This window comes from Streptomyces antarcticus, from assembly GCF_026627255.1.
Lineage (GTDB): Bacteria > Actinomycetota > Actinomycetes > Streptomycetales > Streptomycetaceae > Streptomyces > Streptomyces antarcticus.
Map to the genome: position 1 here is coordinate 117,635 of NZ_JAPNLM010000001.1, position 25,694 is coordinate 143,328.

28 protein-coding genes are annotated in these 25,694 nt (G+C 72.2%); 5 read left to right on the forward strand and 23 right to left on the reverse strand.

Going from position 1 to position 25,694, the window contains the following annotated elements:
- Positions 1–41 precede the first annotated feature (41 nt).
- From OTB16_RS00510 to OTB16_RS00525, 4 genes are all read left to right on the forward strand, one after another.
- Positions 42–647 (forward strand): hypothetical protein, encoded by a 606-nt coding sequence (locus tag OTB16_RS00510; protein ID WP_267717563.1) that lies wholly within the window; start codon positions 42–44, stop codon positions 645–647.
- Between the two features lie 79 nt (positions 648–726).
- A complete protein-coding gene (locus OTB16_RS00515; protein ID WP_267717564.1) occupies positions 727–975 on the forward strand; it encodes a ferredoxin in 249 nt (82 codons plus the stop codon).
- Positions 972–2,366, forward strand: a complete 1,395-nt coding sequence (locus tag OTB16_RS00520; protein ID WP_267717566.1) for an NAD(P)/FAD-dependent oxidoreductase — start codon at positions 972–974, stop codon at positions 2,364–2,366. The genes OTB16_RS00515 and OTB16_RS00520 overlap by 4 nt, the downstream gene beginning before the upstream one ends.
- A 40-nt stretch (positions 2,367–2,406) precedes the next feature.
- Complete coding sequence (locus tag OTB16_RS00525; RefSeq protein WP_267717568.1) at positions 2,407–3,651, forward strand: cytochrome P450; 1,245 nt, start codon at positions 2,407–2,409, stop codon at positions 3,649–3,651.
- 34 nt (positions 3,652–3,685) lie between these two features.
- Here the strand turns inward: OTB16_RS00525 and OTB16_RS00530 are convergent, their stop codons facing one another.
- The 9 genes from OTB16_RS00530 to rpsB form a co-directional block, all read right to left on the reverse strand.
- Complete coding sequence (locus OTB16_RS00530; RefSeq protein WP_267717570.1) at positions 3,686–4,708, reverse strand: ABC transporter ATP-binding protein; 1,023 nt, start codon at positions 4,706–4,708, stop codon at positions 3,686–3,688.
- Positions 4,708–6,324 (reverse strand): ABC transporter permease, encoded by a 1,617-nt coding sequence (locus tag OTB16_RS00535; RefSeq protein ID WP_267718357.1) that lies wholly within the window; start codon positions 6,322–6,324, stop codon positions 4,708–4,710. Before OTB16_RS00535 ends, OTB16_RS00530 begins: the two co-directional genes overlap by 1 nt.
- 113 nt (positions 6,325–6,437) lie before the next feature.
- On the reverse strand, positions 6,438–7,529 hold the full coding sequence (locus tag OTB16_RS00540) for a thiamine ABC transporter substrate-binding protein (RefSeq protein ID WP_267717571.1): 1,092 nt from the start codon (positions 7,527–7,529) through the stop codon (positions 6,438–6,440).
- 251 nt (positions 7,530–7,780) lie between these two features.
- Complete coding sequence (gene rlmN, locus OTB16_RS00545) at positions 7,781–8,893, reverse strand: dual-specificity RNA methyltransferase RlmN (RefSeq protein ID WP_267717572.1); 1,113 nt, start codon at positions 8,891–8,893, stop codon at positions 7,781–7,783.
- A gap of 75 nt (positions 8,894–8,968) precedes the next feature.
- A complete protein-coding gene (locus OTB16_RS00550; RefSeq protein ID WP_267717573.1) occupies positions 8,969–10,039 on the reverse strand; it encodes a phosphatidate cytidylyltransferase in 1,071 nt (356 codons plus the stop codon).
- Positions 10,039–10,596, reverse strand: a complete 558-nt coding sequence (gene frr / locus OTB16_RS00555) for a ribosome recycling factor (protein WP_267717574.1) — start codon at positions 10,594–10,596, stop codon at positions 10,039–10,041. The genes OTB16_RS00550 and frr overlap by 1 nt, the downstream gene beginning before the upstream one ends.
- An 80-nt stretch (positions 10,597–10,676) precedes the next feature.
- Positions 10,677–11,456, reverse strand: coding sequence for a UMP kinase (pyrH, locus tag OTB16_RS00560; RefSeq protein ID WP_267717575.1), 780 nt, complete (start codon positions 11,454–11,456; stop codon positions 10,677–10,679).
- Positions 11,457–11,619: 163 nt separating this feature from the next.
- A complete protein-coding gene (gene tsf / locus OTB16_RS00565) occupies positions 11,620–12,456 on the reverse strand; it encodes a translation elongation factor Ts (protein ID WP_267717576.1) in 837 nt (278 codons plus the stop codon).
- A 135-nt stretch (positions 12,457–12,591) separates the two neighbouring features.
- A complete protein-coding gene (gene rpsB, locus OTB16_RS00570) occupies positions 12,592–13,542 on the reverse strand; it encodes a 30S ribosomal protein S2 (RefSeq protein ID WP_267717577.1) in 951 nt (316 codons plus the stop codon).
- Between the two features lie 249 nt (positions 13,543–13,791).
- On the opposite strand from rpsB, the gene OTB16_RS00575 reads away from it, so the two are divergent.
- Positions 13,792–14,265 (forward strand): M23 family metallopeptidase, encoded by a 474-nt coding sequence (locus OTB16_RS00575; protein WP_267717578.1) that lies wholly within the window; start codon positions 13,792–13,794, stop codon positions 14,263–14,265.
- 16 nt (positions 14,266–14,281) lie between these two features.
- Here the strand turns inward: OTB16_RS00575 and OTB16_RS00580 are convergent, their stop codons facing one another.
- The 14 genes from OTB16_RS00580 to rimM form a co-directional block, all read right to left on the reverse strand.
- Positions 14,282–14,839 carry a TetR/AcrR family transcriptional regulator gene (locus tag OTB16_RS00580; protein ID WP_267718358.1) on the reverse strand — a complete coding sequence of 186 codons (558 nt, stop codon included), beginning with the start codon at positions 14,837–14,839 and terminating at the stop codon, positions 14,282–14,284.
- 52 nt (positions 14,840–14,891) lie between these two features.
- Complete coding sequence (whiG, locus tag OTB16_RS00585; protein WP_267717579.1) at positions 14,892–15,728, reverse strand: RNA polymerase sigma factor WhiG; 837 nt, start codon at positions 15,726–15,728, stop codon at positions 14,892–14,894.
- Between the two features lie 209 nt (positions 15,729–15,937).
- Positions 15,938–17,095 carry a DNA-processing protein DprA gene (dprA, locus tag OTB16_RS00590; RefSeq protein WP_420717587.1) on the reverse strand — a complete coding sequence of 386 codons (1,158 nt, stop codon included), beginning with the start codon at positions 17,093–17,095 and terminating at the stop codon, positions 15,938–15,940.
- Between the two features lie 206 nt (positions 17,096–17,301).
- On the reverse strand, positions 17,302–18,927 hold the full coding sequence (locus OTB16_RS00595) for a YifB family Mg chelatase-like AAA ATPase (protein WP_267717580.1): 1,626 nt from the start codon (positions 18,925–18,927) through the stop codon (positions 17,302–17,304).
- Complete coding sequence (locus OTB16_RS00600) at positions 18,927–19,298, reverse strand: YraN family protein (RefSeq protein WP_267717581.1); 372 nt, start codon at positions 19,296–19,298, stop codon at positions 18,927–18,929. Before OTB16_RS00600 ends, OTB16_RS00595 begins: the two co-directional genes overlap by 1 nt.
- 151 nt (positions 19,299–19,449) lie before the next feature.
- Complete coding sequence (locus OTB16_RS00605) at positions 19,450–19,758, reverse strand: DUF2469 domain-containing protein (RefSeq protein ID WP_003965949.1); 309 nt, start codon at positions 19,756–19,758, stop codon at positions 19,450–19,452.
- A 13-nt stretch (positions 19,759–19,771) separates the two neighbouring features.
- On the reverse strand, positions 19,772–20,320 hold the full coding sequence (locus OTB16_RS00610; RefSeq protein ID WP_267717582.1) for an NUDIX hydrolase: 549 nt from the start codon (positions 20,318–20,320) through the stop codon (positions 19,772–19,774).
- Positions 20,310–21,089: a signal peptidase I gene (gene lepB / locus OTB16_RS00615; RefSeq protein WP_267717583.1), complete on the reverse strand. Its 780-nt coding sequence runs from the start codon at positions 21,087–21,089 to the stop codon at positions 20,310–20,312. Before lepB (OTB16_RS00615) ends, OTB16_RS00610 begins: the two co-directional genes overlap by 11 nt.
- 43 nt (positions 21,090–21,132) lie before the next feature.
- The gene (gene lepB, locus OTB16_RS00620; RefSeq protein WP_267717584.1) at positions 21,133–22,029 is read right to left on the reverse strand and encodes a signal peptidase I; all 897 of its coding nucleotides are present in this window, start codon (positions 22,027–22,029) and stop codon (positions 21,133–21,135) included.
- Positions 22,030–22,141: 112 nt separating this feature from the next.
- Complete coding sequence (gene lepB, locus OTB16_RS00625; RefSeq protein ID WP_383900301.1) at positions 22,142–23,002, reverse strand: signal peptidase I; 861 nt, start codon at positions 23,000–23,002, stop codon at positions 22,142–22,144.
- Positions 22,995–23,717, reverse strand: a complete 723-nt coding sequence (lepB, locus tag OTB16_RS00630; protein WP_267717585.1) for a signal peptidase I — start codon at positions 23,715–23,717, stop codon at positions 22,995–22,997. The genes lepB (OTB16_RS00625) and lepB (OTB16_RS00630) overlap by 8 nt, the downstream gene beginning before the upstream one ends.
- A gap of 44 nt (positions 23,718–23,761) precedes the next feature.
- On the reverse strand, positions 23,762–24,112 hold the full coding sequence (gene rplS, locus OTB16_RS00635) for a 50S ribosomal protein L19 (RefSeq protein ID WP_267717586.1): 351 nt from the start codon (positions 24,110–24,112) through the stop codon (positions 23,762–23,764).
- Between the two features lie 134 nt (positions 24,113–24,246).
- Positions 24,247–25,068: a tRNA (guanosine(37)-N1)-methyltransferase TrmD gene (gene trmD / locus OTB16_RS00640; RefSeq protein WP_267717588.1), complete on the reverse strand. Its 822-nt coding sequence runs from the start codon at positions 25,066–25,068 to the stop codon at positions 24,247–24,249.
- Positions 25,068–25,619, reverse strand: coding sequence for a ribosome maturation factor RimM (rimM, locus tag OTB16_RS00645; protein ID WP_267717589.1), 552 nt, complete (start codon positions 25,617–25,619; stop codon positions 25,068–25,070). Before rimM ends, trmD begins: the two co-directional genes overlap by 1 nt.
- Positions 25,620–25,694: the final 75 nt, after the last annotated feature.

Below are 25,694 nucleotides of genomic sequence, written 5' to 3' on the forward strand. Positions count from 1 at the left end.
GCGGCTGCCGCTTGCTGGACGGGGGAGAGAGCGAGGGGTCCATGGAGACCAGCAGCGCGCGGCTGCGCACCCCCCGGGCCGCCGGAACGGCCGGCATCGCCTTCGCGGTGCTGCTCGGAGCGGCGATCGTACTGATGCGGATCGCCATCCCGTCGGCCGACGGCGCCGACGCGGCCGCCGATCCCGGCGACCGCTGGGCGGTGCGGACGGCTCTGGAGATCGTCCCGTTCGCCGGGATCTCCTTCCTGTGGTTCATGGGCGCCCTGCGCGCGCACGCCGGGGAGGCCGAGGACCGGTTCGTCTCCACCGTCTTCCTCGGCAGCGGCATCGTCTTCGTCGCCACGCTGTTCGTCGCCGCCGCCGCGGCCGGCACCGTGCTCCAGGAGGGCACGGACACCGTGTTCGGCCGCCACTACGCGTACGTGGTCCTGACGACGTACGCGATGCGGATGGCGGCCGTGTTCGTCTTCGCGACCTCGACGATCGGCCGCCGTCTCGGGATCTTCCCGCGTCCGCTGGCGCTGCTGGGCTACGTCACGGGCCTGGTGCTGCTCGTCGTGGGCTCCGGGGTCCCCTGGTCCGAGCTGATCCTTCCGGCGTGGGCCCTGGTCGTGGGCCTGTACATCGTGCGGGCCGGCATCCGGTAGCGCCCTCCGTAGCCCTCGCGCATGCTGAGGAGGAGAAGAGATCACTCGGGGAATCGGGCCACGGAAGGGCTGATGACTCATGAGGCTCGTCGTCGACCTCAACCGCTGCCAGGGATACGCCCAGTGCGCGTTCCTCGCTCCCGACGTGTTCACCATGCACGGAGAGGAGTCGCTGCTGTACGACCCGGAGGCGCTGGACGAGCACCGCGAGGACGTCGCGCGCGCCGTCGCCGCCTGCCCGGTCGGGGCGATCCTCGTCGAGGCAGCGACCTCAGACGCCCGCGCCGCCCGCACCGCCCGCGTGCCGGTCTCCGGAGGCGCGTGGTGAGCGGTGACGGAACCCTGGAACACCTCAGGCGCGACGGCCGCATCGTGGTCGTCGGCGCTTCCCTCGCCGGCCTGCGGGCCGCCGAGACCATGCGGGAGAAGGGCTTCGCCGGCTCGCTGACGATGATCGGCGACGAGCCTTACGAGCCGTACGACCGGCCCCCGCTGTCGAAGCAGGTCCTCCTCGGCAAGGCGACCGCGGAGCACACCGCGCTCCCCCGCCGCCGGGAGATCGACGCCGAGTGGCGGCTCGGGGTCCCGGCCACCGGCCTGGACATGGCGGCGCGCCGGGTCCGGCTCGGCAACGGCGACGAGGTGGAGTACGACCGGCTGCTGATCGCCACCGGTGTCCGGGCGCGGCCCTGGCCGAACGAGGAGGAGGGCGCCCTCGGCGGGGTCTTCGTCCTGCGCACCCGTGACGACGGTGCCGCCCTGGAGCGCGCCCTGTCGGCCGGTCCCCGCCGGGTGCTGGTCATCGGGGCCGGTTTCACCGGGTCCGAGATCGCCTCCGCCTGCCGGGAGCGCGGCCTGCCCGTCACCGTCGCCGAGCGGGGCGCCGCGCCCCTGGTTGGCGCGCTCGGCGGGGTCATCGGCGAGGTCGCGGCCGGGATGCACCGCGAGAACGGCGTCGACCTGCGCACCGGGGTCATGGTGACCGGGCTGGAGGGCGACCCCTCCGGGCGGGTCCGTGCCGCCCACCTCTCGGACGGGGAGACGATCGAGGCCGACGTGGTGGTGGTCTCGCTCGGCGCCCAGCGCAACACCGAGTGGCTCTCCGGGTCGGGCCTGGGCGCCGGTCCCCGGGGCATCGCCTGCGACGCGGGCTGCCGAGCCTTCGACGTCCGGGGCATCGTCACCGACGACATCTTCGTGGCCGGTGACGTGGCACGCTCCCCGCACGCGCTCTTCGGGTACCAGTTCCTGTCGCTGGAGCACTGGGGCAACGCCGTCGCCCAGGCCGAGACGGCGGCTCACAACATGCTCAGCGAGAGCGTCGACCGCCTCCCGCACCTGTGGGTGCCGGGGTTCTGGTCCTCGCAGTTCGGCGTGAACATCAAGTCCGTCGGGGTGCCCCCGATGGGCACCGAGATCATGATCACGCAGGGCTCCCGCGATGAGCGCCGCTTCGCCGCCGTGTACGGCTACCAGGGCCGCGTGATCGCCGCGGTGACCTTCGACAACTGCCGCTGGCTGCCCTTCTACCAGCGGCAGATCGAGACGGGGGCGCCGTTCCCGGTGCCGTTCGAGACCGTGGACCGCAGGCCGGAGGGGCACAAGCCGATGTCCGCGGACTTCCCGGACCCCTCGGTGCCCACCCACGGGCCGACCATCACCCTCAGCGGCTACTCGCCGGCCGACCGGAAGATGACGTTCATCCCCGCGCACCACTGATCCCGGCGCGCCCTCCTCCGAGGACTCACGAGGACCTGTCATGAGCCAAGCCATCCTGCGGGAGATCATCGACTACGCGCACCGCGCCGATCCGTACCCGCTGTACGAGGAGCTCCGCAAGACTCCCGTGTCCCACGAGGGCGACGGCCCCTACGTCATCAGCACCTACTACGAGATCCAGAGCCTCCTGCATGACCCCCGCATCAGCTCCGACGCCCGCAACCTGAAGCGGACGGGCGACGACCCGCTGGGCCAGGGGGCGGAGGAGGAGACGGCGCTGCCCCCGTCCTTCCTCAGGCTCGACCCGCCGGACCACGACCGGCTGCGGCGCATGACGAACCGGCCGTTCGGCCCGCCGCACTCCCCGCACAAGGTCCACGACATGCTCGGGGAGCTCGACGGGATCGTCACCGGCCTGATCGACCGCATCGCCGCCACCGGCTCGTTCGGCCACGTCGACCTGGTCGACCAGTTCGCCTACCCGTTCCCGGTGTCGGTCATCTGCCGGCTGCTCGGGGTGCCGCCCGAGGACGAGCCGCGGTTCCACGTCTGGGCGGAGGCCATCGCCGCCAGCCTGGACCCCGACCCGGACGCGGACCCCTCCGAGCGCGGCAAGAACTCGGCCGATGCCCGGATGGAGCTCGGCATGTACCTCGCCGGGCTGATCGAGGAGCGCCGCAGGAACCCGGGCGACGACATGCTGTCCCAGCTGGCGAACGCGGACGGCCCGGACGGGTCCATGACCACGATGGAGGCGCTCAGCACCTCGGCGCTGCTGCTGATCGCGGGCCACGAGACCACGGTCAACCTCATCACCAACGGCATGCTGACCCTGCTGCGCCACCCGGACGTACTGGCCCGGCTGCGCGAGGACCCGGCGCTGTCCGTCCCCATCGTCGAGGAACTGCTGCGCTTCGAGCCGCCGGTGCAGCTGATCCCGCACCGCACCACGCTCGCGGACATCGAGGTGGCCGGCGTCTCCATCCCCAAGGGCGCGTCCCTGTGGCTGATCCTGGCCTCCGGGAACCGGGACCCGAAGCGGTTCCCGGACCCGGACCGCTTCGACCCCGACCGCGAGGACATCCAGCACCTGGGACTCGGCAGCGGCATCCACAGCTGCTTCGGTGCCCCGCTGGCCCGGCAGGAGGCCCAGCTGGCCCTGAGCGAGCTGGCCCGCCGGCTGGAGAACCCGCGCCTGCTTCAGGACCCGCCCCCGTACCGCCAGAACGCCGTCCTGCGCGGACCGCGCCACCTGCCGATCGCCTGCGACGGCGTCCGGCCCTGACGCCCCCGGGGTCCGGCGCCCGCCGGCGGCCCGCTCAGGGCGTCGGCAGTACGACCACCTCGGCCGGGGCGAAGGCCACCGTGACGCGGTCGCCCACGGCCGGGGCCCCGGCGAGACCGCACTCCGCCTCCAGCGACGGCCCGGCCTCCGGGCGCAGCAGCAGCGCGACGTGCGTGCCCCGGAACGTACGGGACTCCACCGCGCACCGCAGGCCGTCGTCCGTCAGCAGCACCCCGGCCGGGCGGATCAGGACCAGCCGCTCCCCCTCCGGCGAGCCGTCCGGGACCGGCACCTTGCCCCAGGGAGTGGCGGCGACGCCCGCGGACACCGTCGCCGGCACCACGTTCTCGAATCCGAGGAAGCGCGCCACGAACTCCGAGGCCGGCCGCTGCCACACCTCCAGCGGGGTCCCCGCCTGCGCGATCCGCCCGTCCCGCATCACCACGACGCGGTCGGCCAGCGCGAAGGCCTCCCCCTGGTCGTGTGTGACGGCGAGCACCGTCGTCCCCAGGCGGGAGAACAGCCCCTGGAGCTCCACCACGAGCCGCTCCCGCAACCCCCGGTCCAGCTGCCCCAGCGGCTCGTCCAGCATCAGCAGCCTCGGCGACGGCGCCAGCGCCCTGGCCAGCGCGACCCGCTGCTGCTCACCGCCCGACAGGGAGGCGACCGCGCGGCCCCGCGCTCCGGGGAGCCCGACCAGTTCCAGCAGCTCCGCGACCCGTCCCGCGCTCTCGTCGCGGCCGGAGCCGCGCATCCGCAGGCCGAAGGCGACGTTCCCGCCGACGTCCCGGTGCGGGAAGAGCTGGTGGTCCTGGAACATCAGGCCCACCCCCCGACGGTGTACGGGCACGCCCGCCTGGTCGGCGCCGTCCAGCAGCACCCGGCCCGCCGAGACCCGCTGGAGTCCCGCGACGACCCGCAGCAGGGTGGACTTCCCACTCCCGCTCGGCCCCAGCACGCACACGGTCTCGTGCTCGGCGACCGCGAGGTCCACGGAGTCCACGACCGCGCGCTCGCCGAAGCGGACCGACACCCCGTCCAGCTGAAGCAGTGTCATCAGAACTCTCCGGAGGTCTTGTCGGGCCGCAGTCGCTCCAGCACCAGCAGGGACACCGCGCACACCAGCATCAGAATCGTGCTCAGGGCCATGGCCTGCCCGTAGTTCAGCTCGCCGGCCCGCCCCAGCAGCCGCGCCACGGCCACCGGGAGCGTCGGCTCGTCCGGCCGCGCGATGAACACGGTCGCCCCGAACTCCCCCAGCGAGACGGCGAAGGCGAAGCCCGCCGCGATCAGCAGCGCCCGCCGCACCAGCGGCAGGTCCACCTCCCGCCAGGCTCGCAGCGGGGACGCGCCCAGTACGGCGGCCGCCTCCCGCAGCCGCCCGTCCACTGCCCGCAGCACCGGCAGCATGGTCCGTACGACGAACGGCACGCCGACCAGCGCCTGCGCCAGCGGCACCAGGATCCACGAGGTCCGCAGGTCCAGCGGCGGCTCGTCCAGGGTGATCAGGAAGCCGAAGCCCACCGTCACGGCGGACACCCCGAGCGGCAGCATCAGCAGCGCGTCGAAGCCCCGCACGAAACGGCCCGCGCGCCGGGTCAGCGCCGCGGCCGCGAGCCCCCCGACGACCAGGGCGATGGCGGTGGCGGCGAGCGCGTACTCCAGGGAGTTCCCGATCGCCTCCATGGGCGGCACCAGGAAGGTCCCGCCCCCGGCCCCCTCGTCCTGAAGCGCCCGGTAGAAGGCGAGGCCGTACCCGCCGGGGGCGTCGAAGGACCGCTCGACCAGCACCCCGAGCGGCAGGACGATCAGCAGGGCCACCGTCAGCAGCACCCCGCCCAGCAGGGAGCGCTGCGCCCAGCCGCGCGGCGGGTGCGCGGTCCGCCCGGGATCGACGAGCCGCAGGGCGGTCTCCCGCTTGCGCACGGTCCGGGCGTGCACGGCGAGGATCAGGCCGACCGCCGCGAACTGCACCATCGTGAGCACGGCGGCGGTGGCCAGGTCCAGCAGCTGCGCGGTCTGCCGGTAGACCTCCACCTCCAGGGTGGAGTACGCGGGCCCGCCCAGGATCTGCACGACCCCGAAGGAGGTGAAGGTGAACAGGAACACCATCAGCGACGCGGCGGCCACCGCCGGGGCCAGCGCGGGCAGCGTCACCCGCCGCCAGGCGGCGAACCGTCCGGCGCCCAGCACCCGGGCGGCCTCCTCCTGGCGGGGGTCGAGCTGCGCCCAGAGCCCGCCGACGGACCGTACGACCACGGCGTAGTTGAAGAAGACGTGGGCCAGCAGGATGGCCCACACGGTGGTGTCGAGCCGGACGCCCCACAGCTCGTCCAGCAGCCCGCCCCGGCCGACCAGCGCCAGGAAGGCGGTCCCGACGACGACCGTCGGCAGGACGAACGGCACGGTGACCACGGCCCGCAGCAGCTGCTTGCCGGGAAACTCGAAGCGCGCGAAGACGTACGCGCCGGGGAGCGCGATCAGCAGCGTGAGCACGGTGGAGGCGAGCGCCTGCCAGGTGGTGAACCACAGCACGCCGATGATGTCGGGCCGGGCCAGCACCTCGCCGATGCGGCCGAACCGCCAGCCCGCGTCCGTATCGAGCCCGCGCCCGACGATCGCGCCGACGGGGTAGGCGAAGAACAGCGCGAAGAAGACGAGGGGTACGGCCATCAGGCCGAGCCGCACGGCCGTGGCCCGACCTCCCTCACGGGGACCGGGACCGGGAGCGGGGCCGGAACCCGGCGCGGCGCCCCCCGACGCCGCACCCGGGTCCACGGGGGTTCCTACTTCACGACGAGCGAGGACCATGTCTTGACCCACTGCTCACGGTTCTCGGCGATGGTCTCCGGGGCCACGACCTCGGGCTTCTCGACCACCACACCGTGCTTCGTGAACAGCTCCGGCAGGGCCGCGTCCTTCGTCACCGGGTTCACGAACATCTGGAGCGGCATGTCCTCCTGGAACTTCTTGCTGATCAGGAAGTCCAGGAGCGCCTTGCCGCCCGCCTCGTTCTTCGCGCCCTTGAGCAGGCCGGCGAACTCGATCTGGCGGAAGCAGGTGCCGGTGGAGACGCCCGTGGGGGCCTCGGCCGGCTGCGGCTCCCCGTACAGCACCTCGACCGGCGGGCTGGAGGCGTAGGAGACGACCAGCGGACGGTCCCCCTTGGCCTTCTTGCCGCCGGCCGAGCCGGAGAACCGCTCGTTGTAGGCCTGCTCCCAGCCGTCGACGACCTCGACGCCGTTGGCCTTGAGCTTGCTCCAGTAGTCCTTCCAGCCCTCCTCGCCGTACTTGCCGACGGAGGCGAGGAGGAAGCCGAGGCCGGGCGAGGAGGTCGCGGCGTTCTCGGTGACCAGCAGGTCCTTGTACTCCGGCTTGATCAGGTCGTCCAGCGTCTGCGGCGGGGCGATCTTCTTGTCGGCGAAGTACTGCTTGTCGTAGTTGACGCAGACGTCACCGGAGTCGACCGGCGTGACCCGGTGCTCCTTGTCGAGCCGGTACTCCGGCTTCACCTCGCCCAGGCCCTTGGCCTCGTACGGGGTGAAGATGCCGTTGTCGAGGGCGCGCGAGAGCAGGGTGTTGTCGACGCCGAAGAAGACGTCGCCGCGAGGGGAGCCCTTGGTGAGGATCTCCTGGTTGAGCGCGGCGCCCGCGTCTCCGGACTTCAGCTTCTTGACGGTGTAGCCGCTCTCCGTCTCGAACTCCTTGAGGACCGCGTCGGTCACGTTGAAGGAGTCGTGCGAGACGAGGGTGACGGTCGTGGACTTCGGGGCGTCGCCCGCGGACGTGTCCTTGGCGTCGCCGCCGCAGGCGCTGAGCGTGGTGACGCCCAGCGCGGCCGCGAGCGCGGCGCCCGCGATCTTCTTGGTGGTGCTCACTGGTCAATTCCTCCTGGGATGTCCAGGAGAAGACGCGGCCCTGCCCGGCGCTCTGCGGAGCGGACGCCGGGCAGGGCGCAACAGCTTGAGTGGTGACCGAACTTCCTACCCCGAATGACCGGGGCGAGGTTCAGAGGGTCTGCGGTGACGGTTACCGCACTCTCAGCGCTGTGGCGCTCCCCTGTCGGAATATTAAGTTGGTTCGGCCACAGGGTACCCCGTGGCCGAATACGATCGAACAGAACGGGAGGCTAGCGCTCCGAGGCGGCCAGCTGGCCGCACGCGCCGTCGATCTCCTGCCCCCGGGTGTCCCGTACGGTCACGGGCACGCCGTGCCGGGCGATGGCCTCCACGAAGGCCTTCTCGTCCTCGGGCCGCGAGGCGGTCCACTTCGAGCCCGGCGTCGGGTTCAGCGGGATCAGGTTGACGTGGACCCGCTTGCCCTTGAGCAGCTTGCCCAGCAGGTCACCGCGCCAGGCCTGGTCGTTGATGTCGCGGATCAGGGCGTACTCGATGGAGATCCGGCGGCCGGACTTCTCCGCGTACTCCCAGGCCGCGCCGAGCACCTCGCGGACGTTCCAGCGGGTGTTCACGGGGACCAGGGTGTCGCGCAGCTCGTCGTCCGGCGCGTGCAGCGAGACCGCGAGGCGGCACTTGAAGCCCTCGTCGGCGAAGCGCAGCATGGCCGGAACCAGTCCCACGGTGGAGACGGTGATGCCGCGCTGCGACAGGCCCAGGCCGTCGGGCTCCGGGTCGGTGAGGCGGCGGATGGCTCCGACGACGCGGTTGTAGTTGGCCAGCGGCTCGCCCATGCCCATGAAGACGATGTTCGAGAGCCGGGCCGGCCCGCCCGGGACCTCTCCGTCGCGCAGGGCGCGCATGCCGTCGACGATCTGGTGCACGATCTCGGCGGTGGACAGGTTGCGGTCGAGCCCGGCCTGGCCGGTGGCGCAGAACGGGCAGTTCATGCCGCAGCCGGCCTGCGAGGAGATGCACATGGTGACCCGGTCGGGGTAGCGCATCAGCACGGACTCGACGAGCGTGCCGTCGTGCAGCTTCCACAGGGTCTTGCGGGTGGTGTCGTCGTCGCACGAGATGTGCCGCAGGACGTTCATCAGGTCCGGCAGCAGCTCCTGCTGGAGCTTTTCCCGGGAGCCCGCGGGGATGTCCGTCCACTCGGCCGGGTCGTGGGCGTAGCGCGCGAAGTAGTGCTGGGAGAGCTGCTTGGCCCGGAACGGCTTCTCACCGATCGCGGCGACCGCCTCGCGGCGCTCGGCCGGGGTCATGTCGGCAAGGTGCCGGGGCGGCTTCTTGGCTCCCCGAGGGGTGACGAAGGTGAGCTCTCCCGGAACAGGGCGGGCCATGGCAGGTACTCCTCGTAAGACGAAAGGCGCGCCGCAGAAGCAGCGCGCCCTTCAAGAGTAACCGCCCGGACGGTATCAGCCGGTGCCGACGAAGGCCGCCAGCAGCAGCCAGACCACCGGGGCGGTCGGCAGCAGGGAGTCCAGCCGGTCCATGATGCCGCCGTGGCCCGGCAGCAGCGTGCCCATGTCCTTGATGCCCAGGTCCCGCTTGATCATCGACTCGCCCAGGTCGCCCAGGGTGGCGCTGACGGCCACCGCGAGACCGAGCAGCAGGCCCTGCCACCAGGCGCCGCCGTCGATGAGGAACTCCATGCACAGCGCGCCGGCGGCCATCGCGAAGGCCACCGCGCCGAGCAGTCCCTCGCGGGTCTTGCCGGGGCTGATGCGGGGCGCGAGCTTCGTCTTTCCGAAGCGCCAGCCGACGGCGTACGCCCCGGTGTCGCTGACCACGGTCAGCAGCAGGAAGGTGATCACCCGCTGGGGTCCGTCGTCTGCGGTGAGCAGCATCGTCACGAACGTCGCCAGGAAGGGCACGTAGAACGCGGCGAACACGCCCGCCGTGACGTCCTTGAGGTAGTCCTCGGGCGGTTCGGTCATCCGCCAGACCAGGATCGCCAGCGCGGTCAGGGCCATGGCGACCCAGGTGCCCTCGGCCCCCCGGACGTATCCGGCGATGATCATGGCGGCGCCGCCGACCGCGAGCGGGACGAGGGGCGCCTTGATGCCCTTCTTCTCCTGGAGCCGGGAGGTGAGCTCCCACAGGCCCACGACGACCGCGACGACGACGACGCCGACGAACACGGCCTTGACGATCAGCAGCGAGGCGAAGATGACCGCGCCGAGGCCGACACCGACCCCTATGGCGGCACGCAGATCCCGCCCCGCGCGCTTCTTCGGCGGCGGGGCTGAGGCGGCCTGCGGGGCCTGCGGAGGCGGGGGGCTGGGCATGGGCTCCTGCGGCGGCGTCTCGGCGCGGAACGGGGGGCCGCCGAATCCGGCGGCCCCCCGATCGCGTGCTTCCCGGTCGTCGAAGTCACGGCCGGCGGCATCGGGCACGATGGGCATGGGCCGAGTGTGCGGGCCCACCAGCGCATCGTATGCGGGACCCGCCGGAACCGGCTCCGTGGCCCAGGGAGAGTCGTTCATCAGACCTCGAGGAGCTCGGCTTCCTTGTGCTTGAGCAGCTCGTCCACCTGCGTGACGTACTTCGCGGTGGTGTCGTCGAGCTCCTTCTCCGCGCGGCGCACCTCGTCCTCGCCGGCCTCCTTGTCCTTGACCATCTTGTCAAGGGCGTCCTTCGCCTTGCGGCGGACGGCGCGCAGGGAGATCTTGGAGTCCTCGGCCTTGGTCCGCGCGACCTTGATGTACTCCTTGCGGCGGTCCTGCGTCAGCTCGGGGAAGGTCACACGGATGATGCTGCCGTCGTTGCTCGGGTTGACACCGAGGTCGGAGTCGCGGATGGCCTGCTCGATGTTGCGCAGGGCGCTCTTGTCGAACGGGGTCACGATCGCCATGCGCGGCTCCGGCACCGAGAACGACGCGAGCTGGTTGATGGGCGTGATGGCGCCGTAGTAGTCGGCCACGATCTTGTTGAACATCGCCGGGTGCGCACGACCGGTGCGAATCGCGGCGAAGTCTTCCTTGGCGACGACGACGGCCTTTTCCATCTTCTCCTCGGCCTCGAGGAGGATCTCTTCGGTCACCACGTGCTCCTGCATGTCAGATATGGATGGTTCGGGCGGGCGGGGCGGACGGGGCAGGCCTGTGTCCGGCAGCGGACTGCTCAGGCCCGGGTTCCCTGGTCACTGACGAGCGTGCCGATCTTCTCACCCTTGACCGCGCGGGCGATGTTGCCCTCGGCGAGCAGTTCGAAGACCAGGATCGGCAGCTTGTTGTCACGGCACAGCGTGATGGCGGTGGCGTCGGCGACCTTGAGGTCGCGCGAGAGCACCTCGCTGTACTCGAGCGCGTCGAACTTCACCGCGTCCGGGTTCTTCTTCGGGTCCGAGTCGTAGACGCCGTCGACACCGTTCTTGCCCATGAGCAGGGCTTCGGCGTCGATCTCCAGGGCGCGCTGGGCGGCCGTGGTGTCGGTGGAGAAGTAGGGCATGCCCATGCCGGCGCCGAAGATGACGACACGGCCCTTCTCCAGGTGGCGCACCGCGCGCAGCGGGATGTAGGGCTCGGCGACCTGGCCCATGGTGATGGCGGTCTGCACGCGGGAGTCGATGCCCTCCTTCTCCAGGAAGTCCTGGAGGGCGAGGCAGTTCATGACCGTGCCCAGCATGCCCATGTAGTCGGACCGCGCCCGGTCCATGCCGCGCTGCTGGAGCTCGGCGCCGCGGAAGAAGTTGCCACCGCCGATCACGATGGCGATCTCCGCGCCGTCGCGGACGACCGCGGCGATCTCGCGCGCGATGGCGTGGACCACGTCGGGATCGACGCCCAGTCCTCCGCCACCGGAGAAGGCCTCGCCCGACAGCTTCAGCATGAAGCGGCGGCCCTTCTTGTGCTGGTCGCTCTTGTCGTCGGATGCGGTGTGGTGGTCCACGCCCTGATTCATGGAGATCTCCTCGTGCACATACGAAGAAGGCCATTGCCGGTGGGTCCTCGCGGTTCCCTTTGCGGCAATGGCCTCCTCGTCAGATCTGCGGTCGCCCTGCGCGAGCGCGGACGACTGCTTCAGACCCTACCTGGGGTCCGGTGTCCGTCGCGTACGGACGGACTCAGATGCCGACCTTGATGCGGCTGAAGCGCTTCAGGGTGACACCGGCCTCGTCCAGGACCTTCTGGACGGACTTCTTGTTGTCGAGCGCGTACGGCTGGCCGAGCAGCGTGGCGTCCTTGAAGAAGCCGTTGATGCGACCCTCGACGATCTTCGGGAGGGCGGCCTCGGGCTTGCCCTCCGCGCGGGTGACCTCTTCGGCGATGCGACGCTCGGACTCGACCTTCTCGGCCGGAACGTCTTCCTTGGAGAGCCACTGCGGGGCGAACGCGGCGATGTGCTGCGCGATGCCGCGGGCGACCTCGGCGTTCTCCTTGTCGAGCTCGACCAGGACGCCGATCTGGAACGGCAGGTCGGGCATCGTGCGGTGCATGTACGACGCGACGTAACCGCCGGTGAACTGCGCGAAGCGGTCCAGGACGATCTTCTCGCCGAGGTTGGCGTTGGCTTCGTCCACGAACGCCTGGACGGTCTTGCCGGCCTCGATCTGGGACGCGAGCAGCGCCTCGATGTCGGCGGGGGAGGTCGCGGCGACGTGCGCGGCCAGCTGGTTGGCGACGGCCAGGAACTTCTCGCCCTTGGCGACGAAGTCCGTCTCGCACTTCAGCTCGACGAGGACACCGGAGGTGTTGTCGTCGGCGATGAGGGAGACGACGGCACCGTTCTCGGCAGAGCGGCCCTCGCGCTTGGCGACGCCCTTCTGGCCCTTGATACGGAGCGCTTCCATGGCCTTGTCGACGTCACCGTCGGAGTCCACGAGCGCGTTCTTGCAGTCCATCATGCCGGCGCCGGTGAGCTCGCGGAGCTTCTTGACGTCAGCGGCGGTGTAGTTCGCCATGAGTCTGTGATTCTCTCTCGAAGTCGTAGATCTACGGGTGAACGGCGGAGGCGCCGCGCTCGTGGCGCGGCTCCCCCGCCGTCATCGTCCGTACCGTGAGTGCCCGGCGGGTGAACGCCGGGCTCTCCCAGTGGGTCAGGCCTGCTCGGCGTCGGCGGCCGGAGCCTCGACAACCTCAGCGTCGGCGGCGGCGTCGGCGGCCGGAGCCTCGACAACCTCGGCCTCGGCGTCGGCGGCCGGAGCCTCGACAACCTCAGCGTCGGCGGCGGCGTCGGCGGCCGGAGCGGCCTCGGCGTCGTCAGCCTTCTTGTCGCCCTCGAGCAGGTCGCGCTCCCACTCGGCGAGCGGCTCGGCAGCGGCCTTCTCGCCCGGCTTCGAGTCGCCGGTCGCAGCGCCGGAGCGGGCGATGAGGCCCTCGGCGACGGCGTCGGCGATCACGCGGGTGAGCAGGGTGACGGAGCGGATCGCGTCGTCGTTGCCCGGGATCTTGTAGTCGACCTCGTCGGGGTCGCAGTTGGTGTCGAGGATCGCGACGACCGGGATGTGGAGCTTGCGCGCCTCACCGACGGCGATGTGCTCCTTCTTGGTGTCGACGATCCAGACGGCGCTGGGAACCTTCGACATCTCGCGGATACCACCGAGGGTCTTCTCCAGCTTGATCTTCTCGCGCGAGAGGACCAGGAGCTCCTTCTTGGTGAGACCCGAGGCGGCGACGTCCTCGAAGTCGATCCCCTCAAGCTCCTTCAGACGCTGGAGGCGCTTGTAGACGGTCGAGAAGTTGGTGAGCATGCCACCCAGCCACCGCTGGTTGACGTACGGCATGCCAACGCGCGTCGCCTGCTCGGCGATGGCCTCCTGCGCCTGCTTCTTGGTACCGATGAACATGATGGAGCCGCCGTGCGCGACGGTCTCCTTCACGAACTCGTAGGCGCGGTCGATGTACGACAGCGACTGGAGCAGGTCGATGATGTAGATGCCGTTGCGCTCGGTGAAGATGAAGCGCTTCATCTTCGGGTTCCAGCGACGGGTCTGGTGACCGAAGTGGACGCCGCTTTCCAGCAGCTCCCGCATCGTTACGACGGCCATGGCCATCTCCTTGTTTTCTCGGTTTGGTTCCTGACGCCCCGCCGCGTCCTGCCCCGTAGAGGGACCGAGAGACGCTGTCACCAGGCCGTTTCGGGCTGATGTTGGGGCGTGCGAAGTCGACCCGGTGACCCGGATCGCCACAAGAAGTGTACGGGACCCGGCGGTATGCCGGGTGACGCCGTTGTCCACACCCCGGGTCTTGTCCACAGGCCCCGCCGCGGCTGCCGGGCGCGCGGGACTCTGGGTCCCATGACGACCTTGCCGACCCTGCTGTTCGCCCTGTTCCTGGCCCTGGCCCAGGCCGCCGCCCCATCGATCCGGCCGCTGCCCCCGCCCCTGACGGTGGCCCGCTGGTGGGACCCGCCCCCGACCCCGTACGCGGCCGGCCACCGCGGGGTGGACCTGTCCGCGCCGGTGGGCGCCGAGCTCCGAGCGGTGGCCGAAGGCCGGGTGCACTACGCGGGGCAGGTGGCCGGCCGGGGCGTCCTCTCCCTCGCGCTGGCGAACGGACTGCGAACGACCTACGAACCGGTGCGGCCCCTGGTCGCGGAGGGCGGGCGGGTCACGGCGGGCCAGGTGGTGGCGGTCCTCACGGAGGGCTCCCACTGCCCGGCGCCGTGCCTGCACTGGGGCCTGCTGGCGGGCGAGACGTACCTCAACCCGCTGTCACTGCTCCCCCGGCCGACCGCGCGCCTGCTGCCCGCCGCACCCGGCGGCACCTGAGGGGAGGCGCCGGGCCTCAGCCCCGGACGCCGCGCAGGGCCATGGCGACGGCCGCCTCCGCCACGACACCGGGCTCCTCGGCCGCGCCGAGCTCGATCCGGCGTACCGCGGCGTCCACGACACCCTGCAGCAGCATCGCGGCCAGCCTGGGCTCGGCCTGCCCCAGGGCGGCCAGCGCCTCGACGATCATCGCCACCAGCCCGCCGTGCGCGGCACGGATCTTCTCCCGCGCCCCGGCGTCCAGCTCGCTGGCAGAGATCGCCACCACGGCCCGGTGCCGGCGGTCGCCCACCAGCGCCAACTGGCTGCGCACGTAGGCCTCGATCTTCGCCTCGGGCGACTCGGCCCGCTCCATGGCCGCCTCGATCTCGGCGGCCCACACGGGGAAGTCCACCGTGCACAGTTCCTCGACCACGGCGGCGCGGGAGCGGAAGTACTCGTACACGGAGGACCGGGCGAGGCCGGTCCGCTCCGCGAGGGCGGGGAAGGTCAGCGCCTCCGTCCCGCCTTCGGACAGCAGGGAACGCGCGGCGTCCAAGAGGGCGCCGCGCTGCATCGACCGGTGCTCGGCCACGGAGGCCGCTCGAATCCTGGGCACGCGTCCACTCTACGGAGGTCCCGCAAGCTCACCGCCCCACATCGGCCAGCTTCGCCCGCAGTTGCAGCACCGACTTGGTGTGGATCTGGCTGACCCGGCTCTCGGTGACACCCAGCACGTTGCCGATCTCGGCCAGGGTGAGGCCCTCGTAGTAGTAGAGGGTGACCACCGTCTTCTCCCGCTCGGGCAGCGTGTTGATGGCCCGGGCCAGCAGGCGCCGCAGCTCGCGGTCCTCCGCGACCTCCACCGGGTCGTCGGCGGCCCGGTCCTCCAGGGTGTCCATCAGCGAGAGCCGGTCGCCGCCCTCCCCGCCGGCGTGCAGGAGTTCCTCCAGCGCGACGACGTTCGCCAGGGACAGCTGGCTGAATACGGCGTGGAGGTCCTCCACTCCGATCCCCATCTCGCCCGCGACCTCGCTCTCGGTCGGGGTGCGCCGCAGCTGGGCCTCCAGCGTGGAGTAGGCGCGCTCCACGGCCCGGGCCTTCTGGCGGACCGAGCGGGGGATCCAGTCCAGCGCACGCAGCTCGTCGATCATCGCGCCGCGGATCCTGGTGATCGCGTACGTCTCGAACTTGATCGACCGCTCGATGTCGAACTTCTCGATGGCGTCGATCAGCCCGAAGACCCCGGAGGAGACGAAGTCGGCCTGCTCCACGTTGGGCGGCAGGCCCACGCTGACGCGGCCCGCGACGTACTTCACCAGGGGCGAGTAGTGCAGGATCAGCTGCTCTCGCAGCCGCTCGTCACCCGACTCCTTGTACGAGCGCCACAGCACCTCCAGGGACGAGGGTGCGGCGGACCGCACGCCGCCGCGGGCTGCGGGGGGCACCGCAGCGCGGTCAGACCCTGAGGTGTGCTGGGGCATGCTTCGCCTTTGCCGGAGCCGGATTCCTTGGGAGCGTAGCGTGACGGAAGTGTCGCGGTGCGCGAAGAGTACGGGATCGCGCGGGGCCTCGACGGCGTCCGGACTCGCGCGGCCGACCCGGGACCGGCGCATGGCGCCCGGTCCCGGCTGCTGCCGCCGGGAGCACCGCGTCTCTCATCGGTTTCACTCTTTCACCGGAACGCCCCAGGTCAACGACCGCCTCGCCGGGCGGACCCGGTTTGCGTGCGCGCTTCCGGCGTTTGTCTGCTCAACTGCCAGACGTCGCCCTGCCGTTCGACGAACCCCAGAGAGTGAAGTTCGTACAGTCTGCCGATGACTTCATCGGTGCCGGTGCCGGAGGCAAGTGCCAACTCCTCCACGTCCGCGGGCCGGCCGGCCGGGAGCGCTTCGAGCACACGGGCCGTGGCGCGGTCCAGCAGGTCCCGGGCGAGGACCGGTCCGCGCCGCTCGGGGGCCAGTTCGCCGATGGATCCGACCAGCTCGACGACCTCCGCCGCGTCGGAGACGAGCACGGCCTCGCCCCGCAGCAACTCGTGCACCCCCGCGGAGAGTCCGCTCGTCGCGGGCCCCGGCACCCCCATGGTGAACCGCCCGAGCTGCTGGGCCCGGCGGGCGGTCACCAGCGAGCCGCTGCGGTGGGCGGCCTCCACCACCACCGTGCCCCGGGTGAGGGCGGCGATGACCCGGTTGCGCAGGACGAACCGGCTGGGGGTGGGGTGGCTGCCGGGCGGCAGCTCCCCGAGGACCAGCCCCTGACCGGCGATCCGGCCGAGGAGCCCGGCGTGCCCGCGCGGGTAGGACACGTCCACGCCGCAGGCCAGCACCGCCGCGGTGGCGCCACCCGAGGCGAGGGCTCCCCGGTGGGCGGCGCCGTCGATCCCGTAGGCCGCGCCGGAGACGACGACCCAGCCCCGCTCGGCCAGGCCGGCGGCCAGGGTCTGGGCCATGTGCGCGCCGTACGGGGTGCAGGCCCGGGCCCCGACCACGGCCACCGAGCGCAGCGCCCAGGTCCGCAGGTCGGGCCGGCCCCGCAGCCAGAGCCCGACGGGCCGGGCGTCGGCGAGGTCGTCGAGCTGGGTCGGCCACTCCGCCGATCCGGGGCACACGAACCGGCCCCCCGCCGCGGCGGCCAGCGCCAGGTCCCGCCGGGGGTCGGCCAGCGCCGCCCGCCTGCGGTACCCGGCGAGCCGGTCCGGGCGCACCCCGGTGAGCACGGCCGCCTCCGGCTCGGGGCCGGTCAGCAGCCGTATCAGCCCCACGGCACCGTGCTCCCGCAGCCAGCGGCCGCCCCGCTCCTCCCCGGGCTCCAGCACCCGGGTCAGGGCCGCCCGCGCCAGCAACTCCACCTCTCCTCCCGGGCCTTGCCCCGGCAGTCGCCCCGGCGGACACCCCGTCCCCCGCTCGGACCCCCGCTCCCGATCCGGCTCCGGCCTCTCCCCGGGCACCCGGCCCGGCCCGTCCTGCGAAACCCGGCCCGGCCCGTTCCCCGGCCGCTCCCCCGGCCGCCGCCCCGGGTCCGGCTCCGGCACGCGCCCCGCCTCCGGCCACCCGGTCATGCCGCTGCCCCCGTCTCGAGCGCCGCCCCGCGGGCGATCCCGGTCCGCAGTTCGAGCGCGACCGCCACGTCCGGCGCCGCCGGCCGGTCCCGACCCCGCAGGTCGGCCACGGTCCAGGCGACCCGCAGCACCCGGTCCAGCCCGCGCGCGCTGAGCATCCCGCGTTCCAGGTCGCGTTCGGCCTGGCCCAGCGCTCCGGGGTCCACGGGCCACCGGGTGCGCAGCTCCTGCCCGGGCACCTCGGAGTTGAGCAGCCAGGGGGTGTCGGCGAGCCGGGACGCGGCGCGCTCCCGCGCCTCGCGGACCCGGTCGGCGACGACCGCGGTGGACTCCCCGCGCCCGCCCTGGCGGAGCAGGTCGGAGCGGGTCACCGGCTCCACCGCGACCCGCAGGTCCACCCGGTCGAGCAGGGGCCCGGACAGCCTCGCCTGGTAGCGCCGGATCACCGAGGCCGGGCATTCGCACCCCTGCCCCTGGAGCGTGTGCCGCCCGCACGGGCAGGGGTTGGCCGCGAGCACCATCAGGAACCGGGCGGGCAGCCGCACCACCCCGGCGGCGCGCGCGATGACCACGTGGCCCGATTCGAGGGGCTGGCGCAGCGCGTCCAGCGCACGGCCGTGGAACTCGGCGGCTTCGTCCAGGAACAGCACGCCCCGGTGGGCCAGGGACACCGCGCCCGGCCGGGGTACCCCGTTCCCGCCGCCCACCAGGGACTGCATGGTGGCGGAGTGGTGCGGCGCGCAGTAGGGCGGCCGGGAGACCAGCGGCTCGCCGGGCGGGAGGATTCCCGCGACCGAGTGGACGGCCGTGACCTCCACCGACTCCCGCCGGCCGAGCGGCGGGAGGATCCAGGGCAGCCGCTCGGCCAGCATCGTCTTGCCCGCCCCGGGGGGCCCGCTGAGGAAGAGGTGGTGGCCCCCCGCGGCCGCCACCTCCAGGGCGCGGCGCGCGCCGTGCTGCCCGGCCACGTCGGCGAGGTCGGGGACGTCGGCGCTGTCGCCCCGGCCCGGGGTGATGCCGGTGCCGAGCCCCGCCCCCGGGAGCACCAGCCCGGCCAGCATCGGATCGGGCCGCCCCGGCGGGCCGAGGTGCTCCTCCTCGGGAACCTCCCCGCCCGTGAGCACCGCGATCAGCTGCCGCAGGCTGCGTACGCCGAGCACGGACACGTCGGGCACGAGAGCAGCCTCGGAGGCGCACTGCTGCGGTACGACCACCTGCCGGTAGCCGGCCTCCGCCGCCGCGAGGACGGCGGGCAGGATCCCCCGGACCGGGCGGACCCGGCCGTCCAGACCGAGCTCGCCGATCAGCACGAGATCGGCGATCGTCCCCGGGTCGACCACCTCGGCGGCCCCCAGCACCGCGGCGGCCACGGCGAGGTCGAAGCCGGCCCCGGACTTCGGTACGGAGGCGGGGCTCAGCCCGACCGTGAGCTTCTTCTGCGGCCAGGCCGCCCCCGAGTTGACGACGGCGGCCCGCACCCGGTCCCGGCTCTCGACCAGGGTCTTGTCGGGCAGGCCCACCAGGGTGAAGGCGGCCACTCCGGGCTCCAGGTCGGCCTGGACCTCCACCACCACGCCGTCGACGCCCACCAGAGCCACGGAACAGGCTCGGGCGAACCCCATCACGCCACCCCCCGGACGTGCTCCACCACGGGCGCCCCGCGCCGCGGCAGCACGACACCGACGAGGTCGATCCGCACTCCGCCCGGGGGCGGTCCTCCGTGGTCGAGGAGCCAGCGCCCGGCGAGTCCGCGCAACCGCTCGGCCTTGCCGGGCCGCACCGCGGCCATGGGGTGTTCGAAAACGCCCGCCCGGCGGGTCTTGACCTCGCAGACGACGAGGGCGTCCCCGTCCCGCGCCACGATGTCGATCTCCCCGCCCCGGCACCGCCAGTTCCGCGCGATCACGGTCATCCCGGCCTCGGTCAGCCGGCGCGCCGCCAGCTCCTCGCCGTAGCGCCCGAGCGCCTGCCGTGCCACGTCCTTCGTGTCCATTCGGCACCACCTCCGGCACCGACGATCCCGTGCCCCCGCCCACCCCGTGGATCTTGGTGGACAACGGCGGCGTTGTGGATATCGCGGTCACCCTCAGGAGGGAGGGCGGCGGCGCCGGCAGGAGGGAGGAAAGCGGCGCCGGACGGGGACCTCAGCCGCCCGGAAGTTCGAGGTCGCTCTTGTTGAGCTCCTCGATGTTCACGTCCTTGAAAGTCAGCACCCGTACCTGCTTCACGAAACGGGCCGGCCGGTACATGTCCCAGACCCACGCGTCGGCCATCGAGACCTCGAAGAAGACCTCCCCCTGGACCGAGTGCACCTGCATCTCGTAGTCGTTGGTGAGATAGAAACGGCGTTCGGTCTCGATCACGTACTTGAACAGCCCGACGACGTCGCGGTACTCCCGATAGAGCTTCAGCTCCATCTCGGTCTCGTACTTTTCGAGGTCCTCGGCACTCATGGCATGTTCCCCTTCAGCCGTGCGTCCCCCCATTGTGCGCCAGGCCTCCGCGCCCCTGAACGATTTCCGGGGCCAGGACCACCGGCGCACCCGGAGGACCGTCGTCGAGCAGCGTACGGAGCAGCTCGGCGAGTCTGGTCGGGTACACCGTCTCATGGGCCGAGAGCAGTTCCTCGGAGGTCCACCACCTCGCTCCGGTGACGCTGCGCCGCTCGAGTTCGGTGAGCCCGCCCATCTCGGTCGCGGTCTGGGCGGTACGGGCCAGGAAGTACCACTCGTCCTGCTCCCAGCGGCGCCCGTCGAAGGGGAAGGAGCAGTACCGGCGCCACAGCACCGGCCCCAGCTCCACCTGTGTGATCCCCGTCTCCTCCGCCAGCTCCCGCAGCGCGGCCTCCTCGCGGCTCTCCGCCCCCTCCAGGCCGCCGCCCGGGGTGAACCACCAGGTGTCGGCAGGTTGGGCCGGCTCGAAGCCGTGCAGCAGCAGGATCCGGTCCGCGGGGTCCAGCAGGACCACCCGCGCGACCTTGCGCACCCCGGGGCCGGCCGCCGGGTCAGCCGGCATCGGCCCGCTCCCGGCGCCGCCCGCGTCCCAGGGCCCGTACGAGGGGCCCGTACGCGGCTCCCAGCACCACCAGTACGGCTCCGGCGGCCACCGCCGCCACCTGGAGCAGCAGCGGCCCGGGCCGGGACACGCCGCCGGGCAGCGCCTCGTACGTCCCCGGCCGCTCGACCATGCCCGCCGAGGGCCAGGCCAGCGCGTCGACCCGGGCGTTGACCCCCGACCGCGGCACGGTGCCCTGCCCGGCCTCCTGGAGGTGGGACCGGGAGTCCAGCGAGGCGCTCCGCCGGTCGCCCAGCAGGAAGAGGTTTCCCTCGGGCACCGTGACCTCGAAGGGGATGCCGACGTCGGCCTGCCCGGGCGGCACGGCCAGACCCGGGTCCGGACGGGTGTCGTCGATGTAGGGCTCGTCCAGCGGCGTCCCGTTCACGGTCAGCTCACCGGCCGCGCCGCAGCACTTCACGGTGTCGCCGCCGATGCCGACGACCCGCTTGACCATGGGCAGGTCGCTCCACTCGGTGTCGGTGAAGACGACCACGTCCCCGCGGCGCACCTCGTCGCCCCCGATGCGCTGGGCCAGCACCCGGTCCCCGGGCCGCACCGTGGGCATCATCGAATCGGTCGGCACGGTGTAGGGCCGGTAGACGAACGCCCCCCACACGAAGCCGCCGAGGAAGAGCGCGAAGCCGACGGCCACGGCGATCCCCGACAGCACGTTGCCGAGACCGCCGTGGCCGTTCCCGCCACCGCGTATTGCTTGTGTTCCGCCCATTGCAGCGCCCCCACACTCGGAGATCGTCGACCTGGGCGGCACCCTACCGGTCGGTACGACCGCTGGTCAGCCTCCGGCGCCGCCACATCACGAGCGGCACCGCGCCGGTGAGCCCCAGCGCGGCCGGGCCGAGCCCGACCGGCGCCAGCCCGGAGGCGCCGAGGCCGAGCGCGACGGCGGCGGCCTGGTTGCCGATGCCCGGCTGGTCGAAGGTGTCCGGGACCGGCAGCGTGGACCAGCGGGTGATCGGCCACGCGACCACGACGGCCCGCCCGACGACCTTGTCGACCGGCACGAAGCCCTTGGTGGAGTCCTGCATGTGGTAGCGGGAGTCCTGGGAGTTCTGCCGGTGGTCGCCCATCACCCAGATCTTGCCCTGGGGCACGGTGATCGGGCCGAACGGCATGTCGTCGCACGGGGTGTTGCCGGGGAAGATGTACGGCTCGTCCAGCTCCTTGCCGTTGACGACGACCGGTCCCCCCTTCTTGCACTCGACCGTGTCCCCGCCGATGGCGATGGTCCGCTTGATCAGGTCCTTCTCCTCCGCGGAGGGCATCAGACCGATCCAGCTGAGCGCCTTCTGCGCGATGTTGGGCTCCGGGGTGGGCTCCCCGGACAGCCAGGCCGCCGGGTCGTGGAAGACCACGACCTCACCGCGCTCGGGCTCGGAGCCGAACCACGGGGTCAGCTTGTCCACCAGCACCCGGTCGCCCCGCTGCAGGGTGTCCTGCATGGAGTCGGACGGGATGGAGAACGCCTGCACGAGGAAGGTCTTGATCAGGAGGGCCAGCAGCAGGGCGATGCCGATGAGGAGCGGGAGCTCCTTCCAGAACGAGCGGTGCGGATGCGCCTCGGCCCCGCCGTCCTCGGCCTCGCGCTCGACGGCGTCGTCCGGCCGCTCCTCGCCCTCGTCGCGTCCGGATCGTGCGCCTACCGCCACATCCCCCACATCCACTCCTCACTCGGAAATCGCCGCCCGCCGGATTCAGACACGGGCCCTCCCCTCCCCTAACGAGCGGGAGTTCCCTAAGGCGCGGGAGACCGAGGACACACTATGCGAACGGCGCGCCCCGTCCGCGCCCACGACGGCCGCGTCCCCCGCGGCGCGCCTGATCCGGCACCGTGCGGAAGGTCGCCGGCTGTTCCAGCCGGCGCCAGTGCCCGAAGGGCCAGGCGATCACGACGGCCTCGCCGACGACGCCGTTCTCGTCGATGGTGCCCTCGAAGGCCTCGTCGAGGTGGAAGCGGGAGTCCGCCGACCTGGCCCGGTGGTCGCCCATCACGAACAGCCGCCCCGCCGGCACCCGCACCTCGAAACGGATCTCGGAGGGGGCGTTGCCCGGGTTCACGTACGGCTCATCGAGCGGCGCGCCGTTGACGGTGACCCGGCCCCGGCCGTCGCAGCACACGACGGTGTCCCCTCCGACGCCGATGACGCGCTTGATCAGGTCCTGCTCGTCGGCCGAGGGCAGCAGGCCGATGAAGGTCAGAGTCTGCTTGACCTGCTTGACCCCGACGGGGTCCTGTGCGGGCCGGGCCGCATCGCCCTGGAGCCATCCGCCCGGGTCCTTGAACACGACGACGTCCCCGCGCTGCACGTCGGAGCCGAACCAGGGGGTGAGCTTGTCCACCAGCACCCGGTCGCCGATCCGGATGGTCTGTTCCATCGAGCCGGACGGGATGAAGAACGCCTGCACCAGGAAGGTCTTGAGCACCAGGGCTATGCACAGCGCCACGACCACGAGCAGCGGCAGCTCGCCGGCCCGGCGGGTGCGGCGGCGCCGCCGTACGCGGCGGGCCAGCCGGCGCCGCTGGGCGCGGCCGCCCTCCGCCGCGACGGGCTCCGGCTCCGGCTCGGGCTCGGGGGGCGGTTCGGGCTCCCGGTCGCGTCTCGACCGCCCCCGGCTACCCATGGCCGCCGCCCGCGGAACCCCAGCGCGACACCGGCCAGCCGATCCAGTCGGCGCGACCGATCACCTTGTCCACCGGCACCATCCCCCCGCCCGGTTGCCCCAGGTGGTCCCGGGAGTCCCGGGACTGGGAACGATGATCACCCATCACCCACAGGGTCCCAAGGGGGACCACGATCCGGAAGGGCACCTGTGAGGGCGCGTCGCCGGGGTACAGGTACGGCTCGTCCAGCGGGACCCCGTTGACCCGCATCCGCCCGTCGGGACCGCAGCACACCACGTCGTCACCGCCGACTCCCACGACGCGCTTCACGAAGTCGGAGTCCGAGGGCTCGGCGAGGCCGAGCGCCGAGGCCGCGCCGTGCAGGGCCTCGCCGACCGGGTTGTCCTCGGGCCGCTCGGGCAGGAAGGAGCCCGTGCCGTCGAAGACCACGAGGTCCCCGCGGCGCGGCCCGTCGCCGGAGCGGTAAGCCAGCTTGTTCACCAGGACCCGGTCCCCGACCTCGAGCGTCGGCTCCATGGAGCGGCTCGGGATCAGGAAGGGCTGCACCACGAAATTGCTGAACAGCAGCAGGAGGACGGTGCAGGTCACACCGAGCGCGACGGTCCGCCGCCACGTGTACGGACGCCCGCCCCGGGAGAACGCAGAACGCGGCCGCTCCTCCCCCTCGCCGGGGGAAGAGTGGCCGCGCTGCGTGTGAGGTGCTTCGGTGTCCATCGGGAGCGAGCCTATCCGGCCGCCCCCGGACCCCGGAGGGGACCTCAGTGGTCGCGCTTCTCCTTGATCTTCGCGGCCTTGCCGCGGAGCTCACGGAGGAAGTACAGCTTGGCGCGGCGGACGTCACCGCGGCTGACGAGCTCGATCTTCTCGAAGATCGGGGAGTGGACCGGGAAGGTGCGCTCCACGCCGACGCTGAAGGAGACCTTGCGGACCGTGAAGGTCTCGGAGACGCCGGCGCCCTGGCGGCGGATGACTACACCCTTGAACTGCTGGATACGGGAGCGGTTGCCCTCGATCACGCGGACGTGGACGTTGACCGTGTCACCCGGGCGGAAGGCCGGGAGGTCCGAGCGGAGCGCAGCGGCGTTGACGCCATCGAGCAGGTGAGACATGTTTCTTCGTCTGCTTTCTTCGCACGACGCCACAGGTCGCCGGTGCGGGTTTCCGGAGAGAATTCGGGAGCTGCGTCACCCTGCGGACGACGGTCCCCCTGTGGCAGGGGCGTCCACGAGCACACAGCAGCCGCCTATTCTTCCACGGCCTGCGGCCTGAGCCAAAATCGTCCGTCGGCGGACGGCGTCCAGCCCAGGGCGGAGAGGAGCTCGCGGTCCTTCTTGTCGAACGCGGCGGCCTCGCAGCGCTCGATCAGGTCCGGACGGTTGCCCGCGGTCCGCCGGAAGGCCTCGTCCCGCCGCCAGCGGGCGATCTTCCCGTGGTGGCCGCTGACCAGCACGTCCGGGATGTCCCGGCCGCGCCACCGGGGGGGCTTGGTGTAGACGGGCCCCTCCAGCAGGTTCGCCATGTCGCCGGGCGCGAAGGAGTCGTCCCGGTGCGACTCGGCGTTGCCGAGCACGCCGGGCAGCAGCCGCGCCACCGCCTCGGTGATCACCAGGACGGCGGCCTCGCCGCCCGCCAGCACGTAGTCGCCGATGGAGACCTCGTACACCGGCATCCGCGTCGCGTACTCGTCCATCACCCGGCGGTCGATGCCCTCGTAGCGGGCCGGCGTGAAGACCAGCCATGGCCGCTCGGAGAGCTCGACGGCCAGCTCCTGGGTGAACGGGCGGCCGCTGGGCGTGGGCACGACCAGGACCGGTCCGCGCGCCCCCGACTCGTAGCCGTCGGCCAGCGCCGCGTCCAGGGCCTCGCCCCACGGCTCGGTCTTCATGACCATGCCGGGACCGCCGCCGTACGGGGTGTCGTCGACCGTGTTGTGCCGGTCGTACGTCCAGTCGCGCAGGTCGTGGACGTGTACGTCGAGCTGGCCGCGGGCGCGGGCCTTGCCGACGAGCGAGACGTTCAGCGGCTCCAGGTACTCGGGGAAGATCGTGACGACGTCGAGACGCATCAGGCTTCTTCCCCGGCGTCGCGCGCCGAGGCGACCTCCGCCCGGTCGTCGATCAGCCCGGGCGGCGGCGTGATGACGCAGCGCTGCTCCTCCAGGTCGATCTCGGCGACGATCTCCTCGACGAAGGGGATCATCACTTCGGTGCCGTCGGGCCGCTCGACGATGAAGAGGTCCTGCGAGGGCAGGTGGGAGATCTCGGTGATCCGGCCCACCTCGGTGCCGTCGGCGAGGACCACGTCGAGGTCCATCAGCTGGTGGTCGTAGTACTCGTCGGGCTCCTCCGGCAGCTCCGCCGGGTCCACCTCGGCGATCAGCAGGATGTTGCGCAGCGCCTCGGCGCCGGTACGGTCCTTGACGCCGGCGAAGCGCAGCAGCAGCCGGCCGCTGTGCACCCGGCCCGTCTCGATCGTCAGCGGTCCCGCCGACGCCGGGTCGGTCCGCAGGACGGCGCCCGGGCCGAGCCGCTGCTCGGGCTCGTCGGTGCGCACCTCGACGGTGACCTCGCCCTTGATGCCGTGGGCGCGGCCGATCCGCGCGACTACCAGCTCCACTGTGCTCTCCTGTTCAGACGACGACGGGCCGGGGCGGGCACGTATGCCCTCCCCGGCCCGTGCCGGTGATTCATT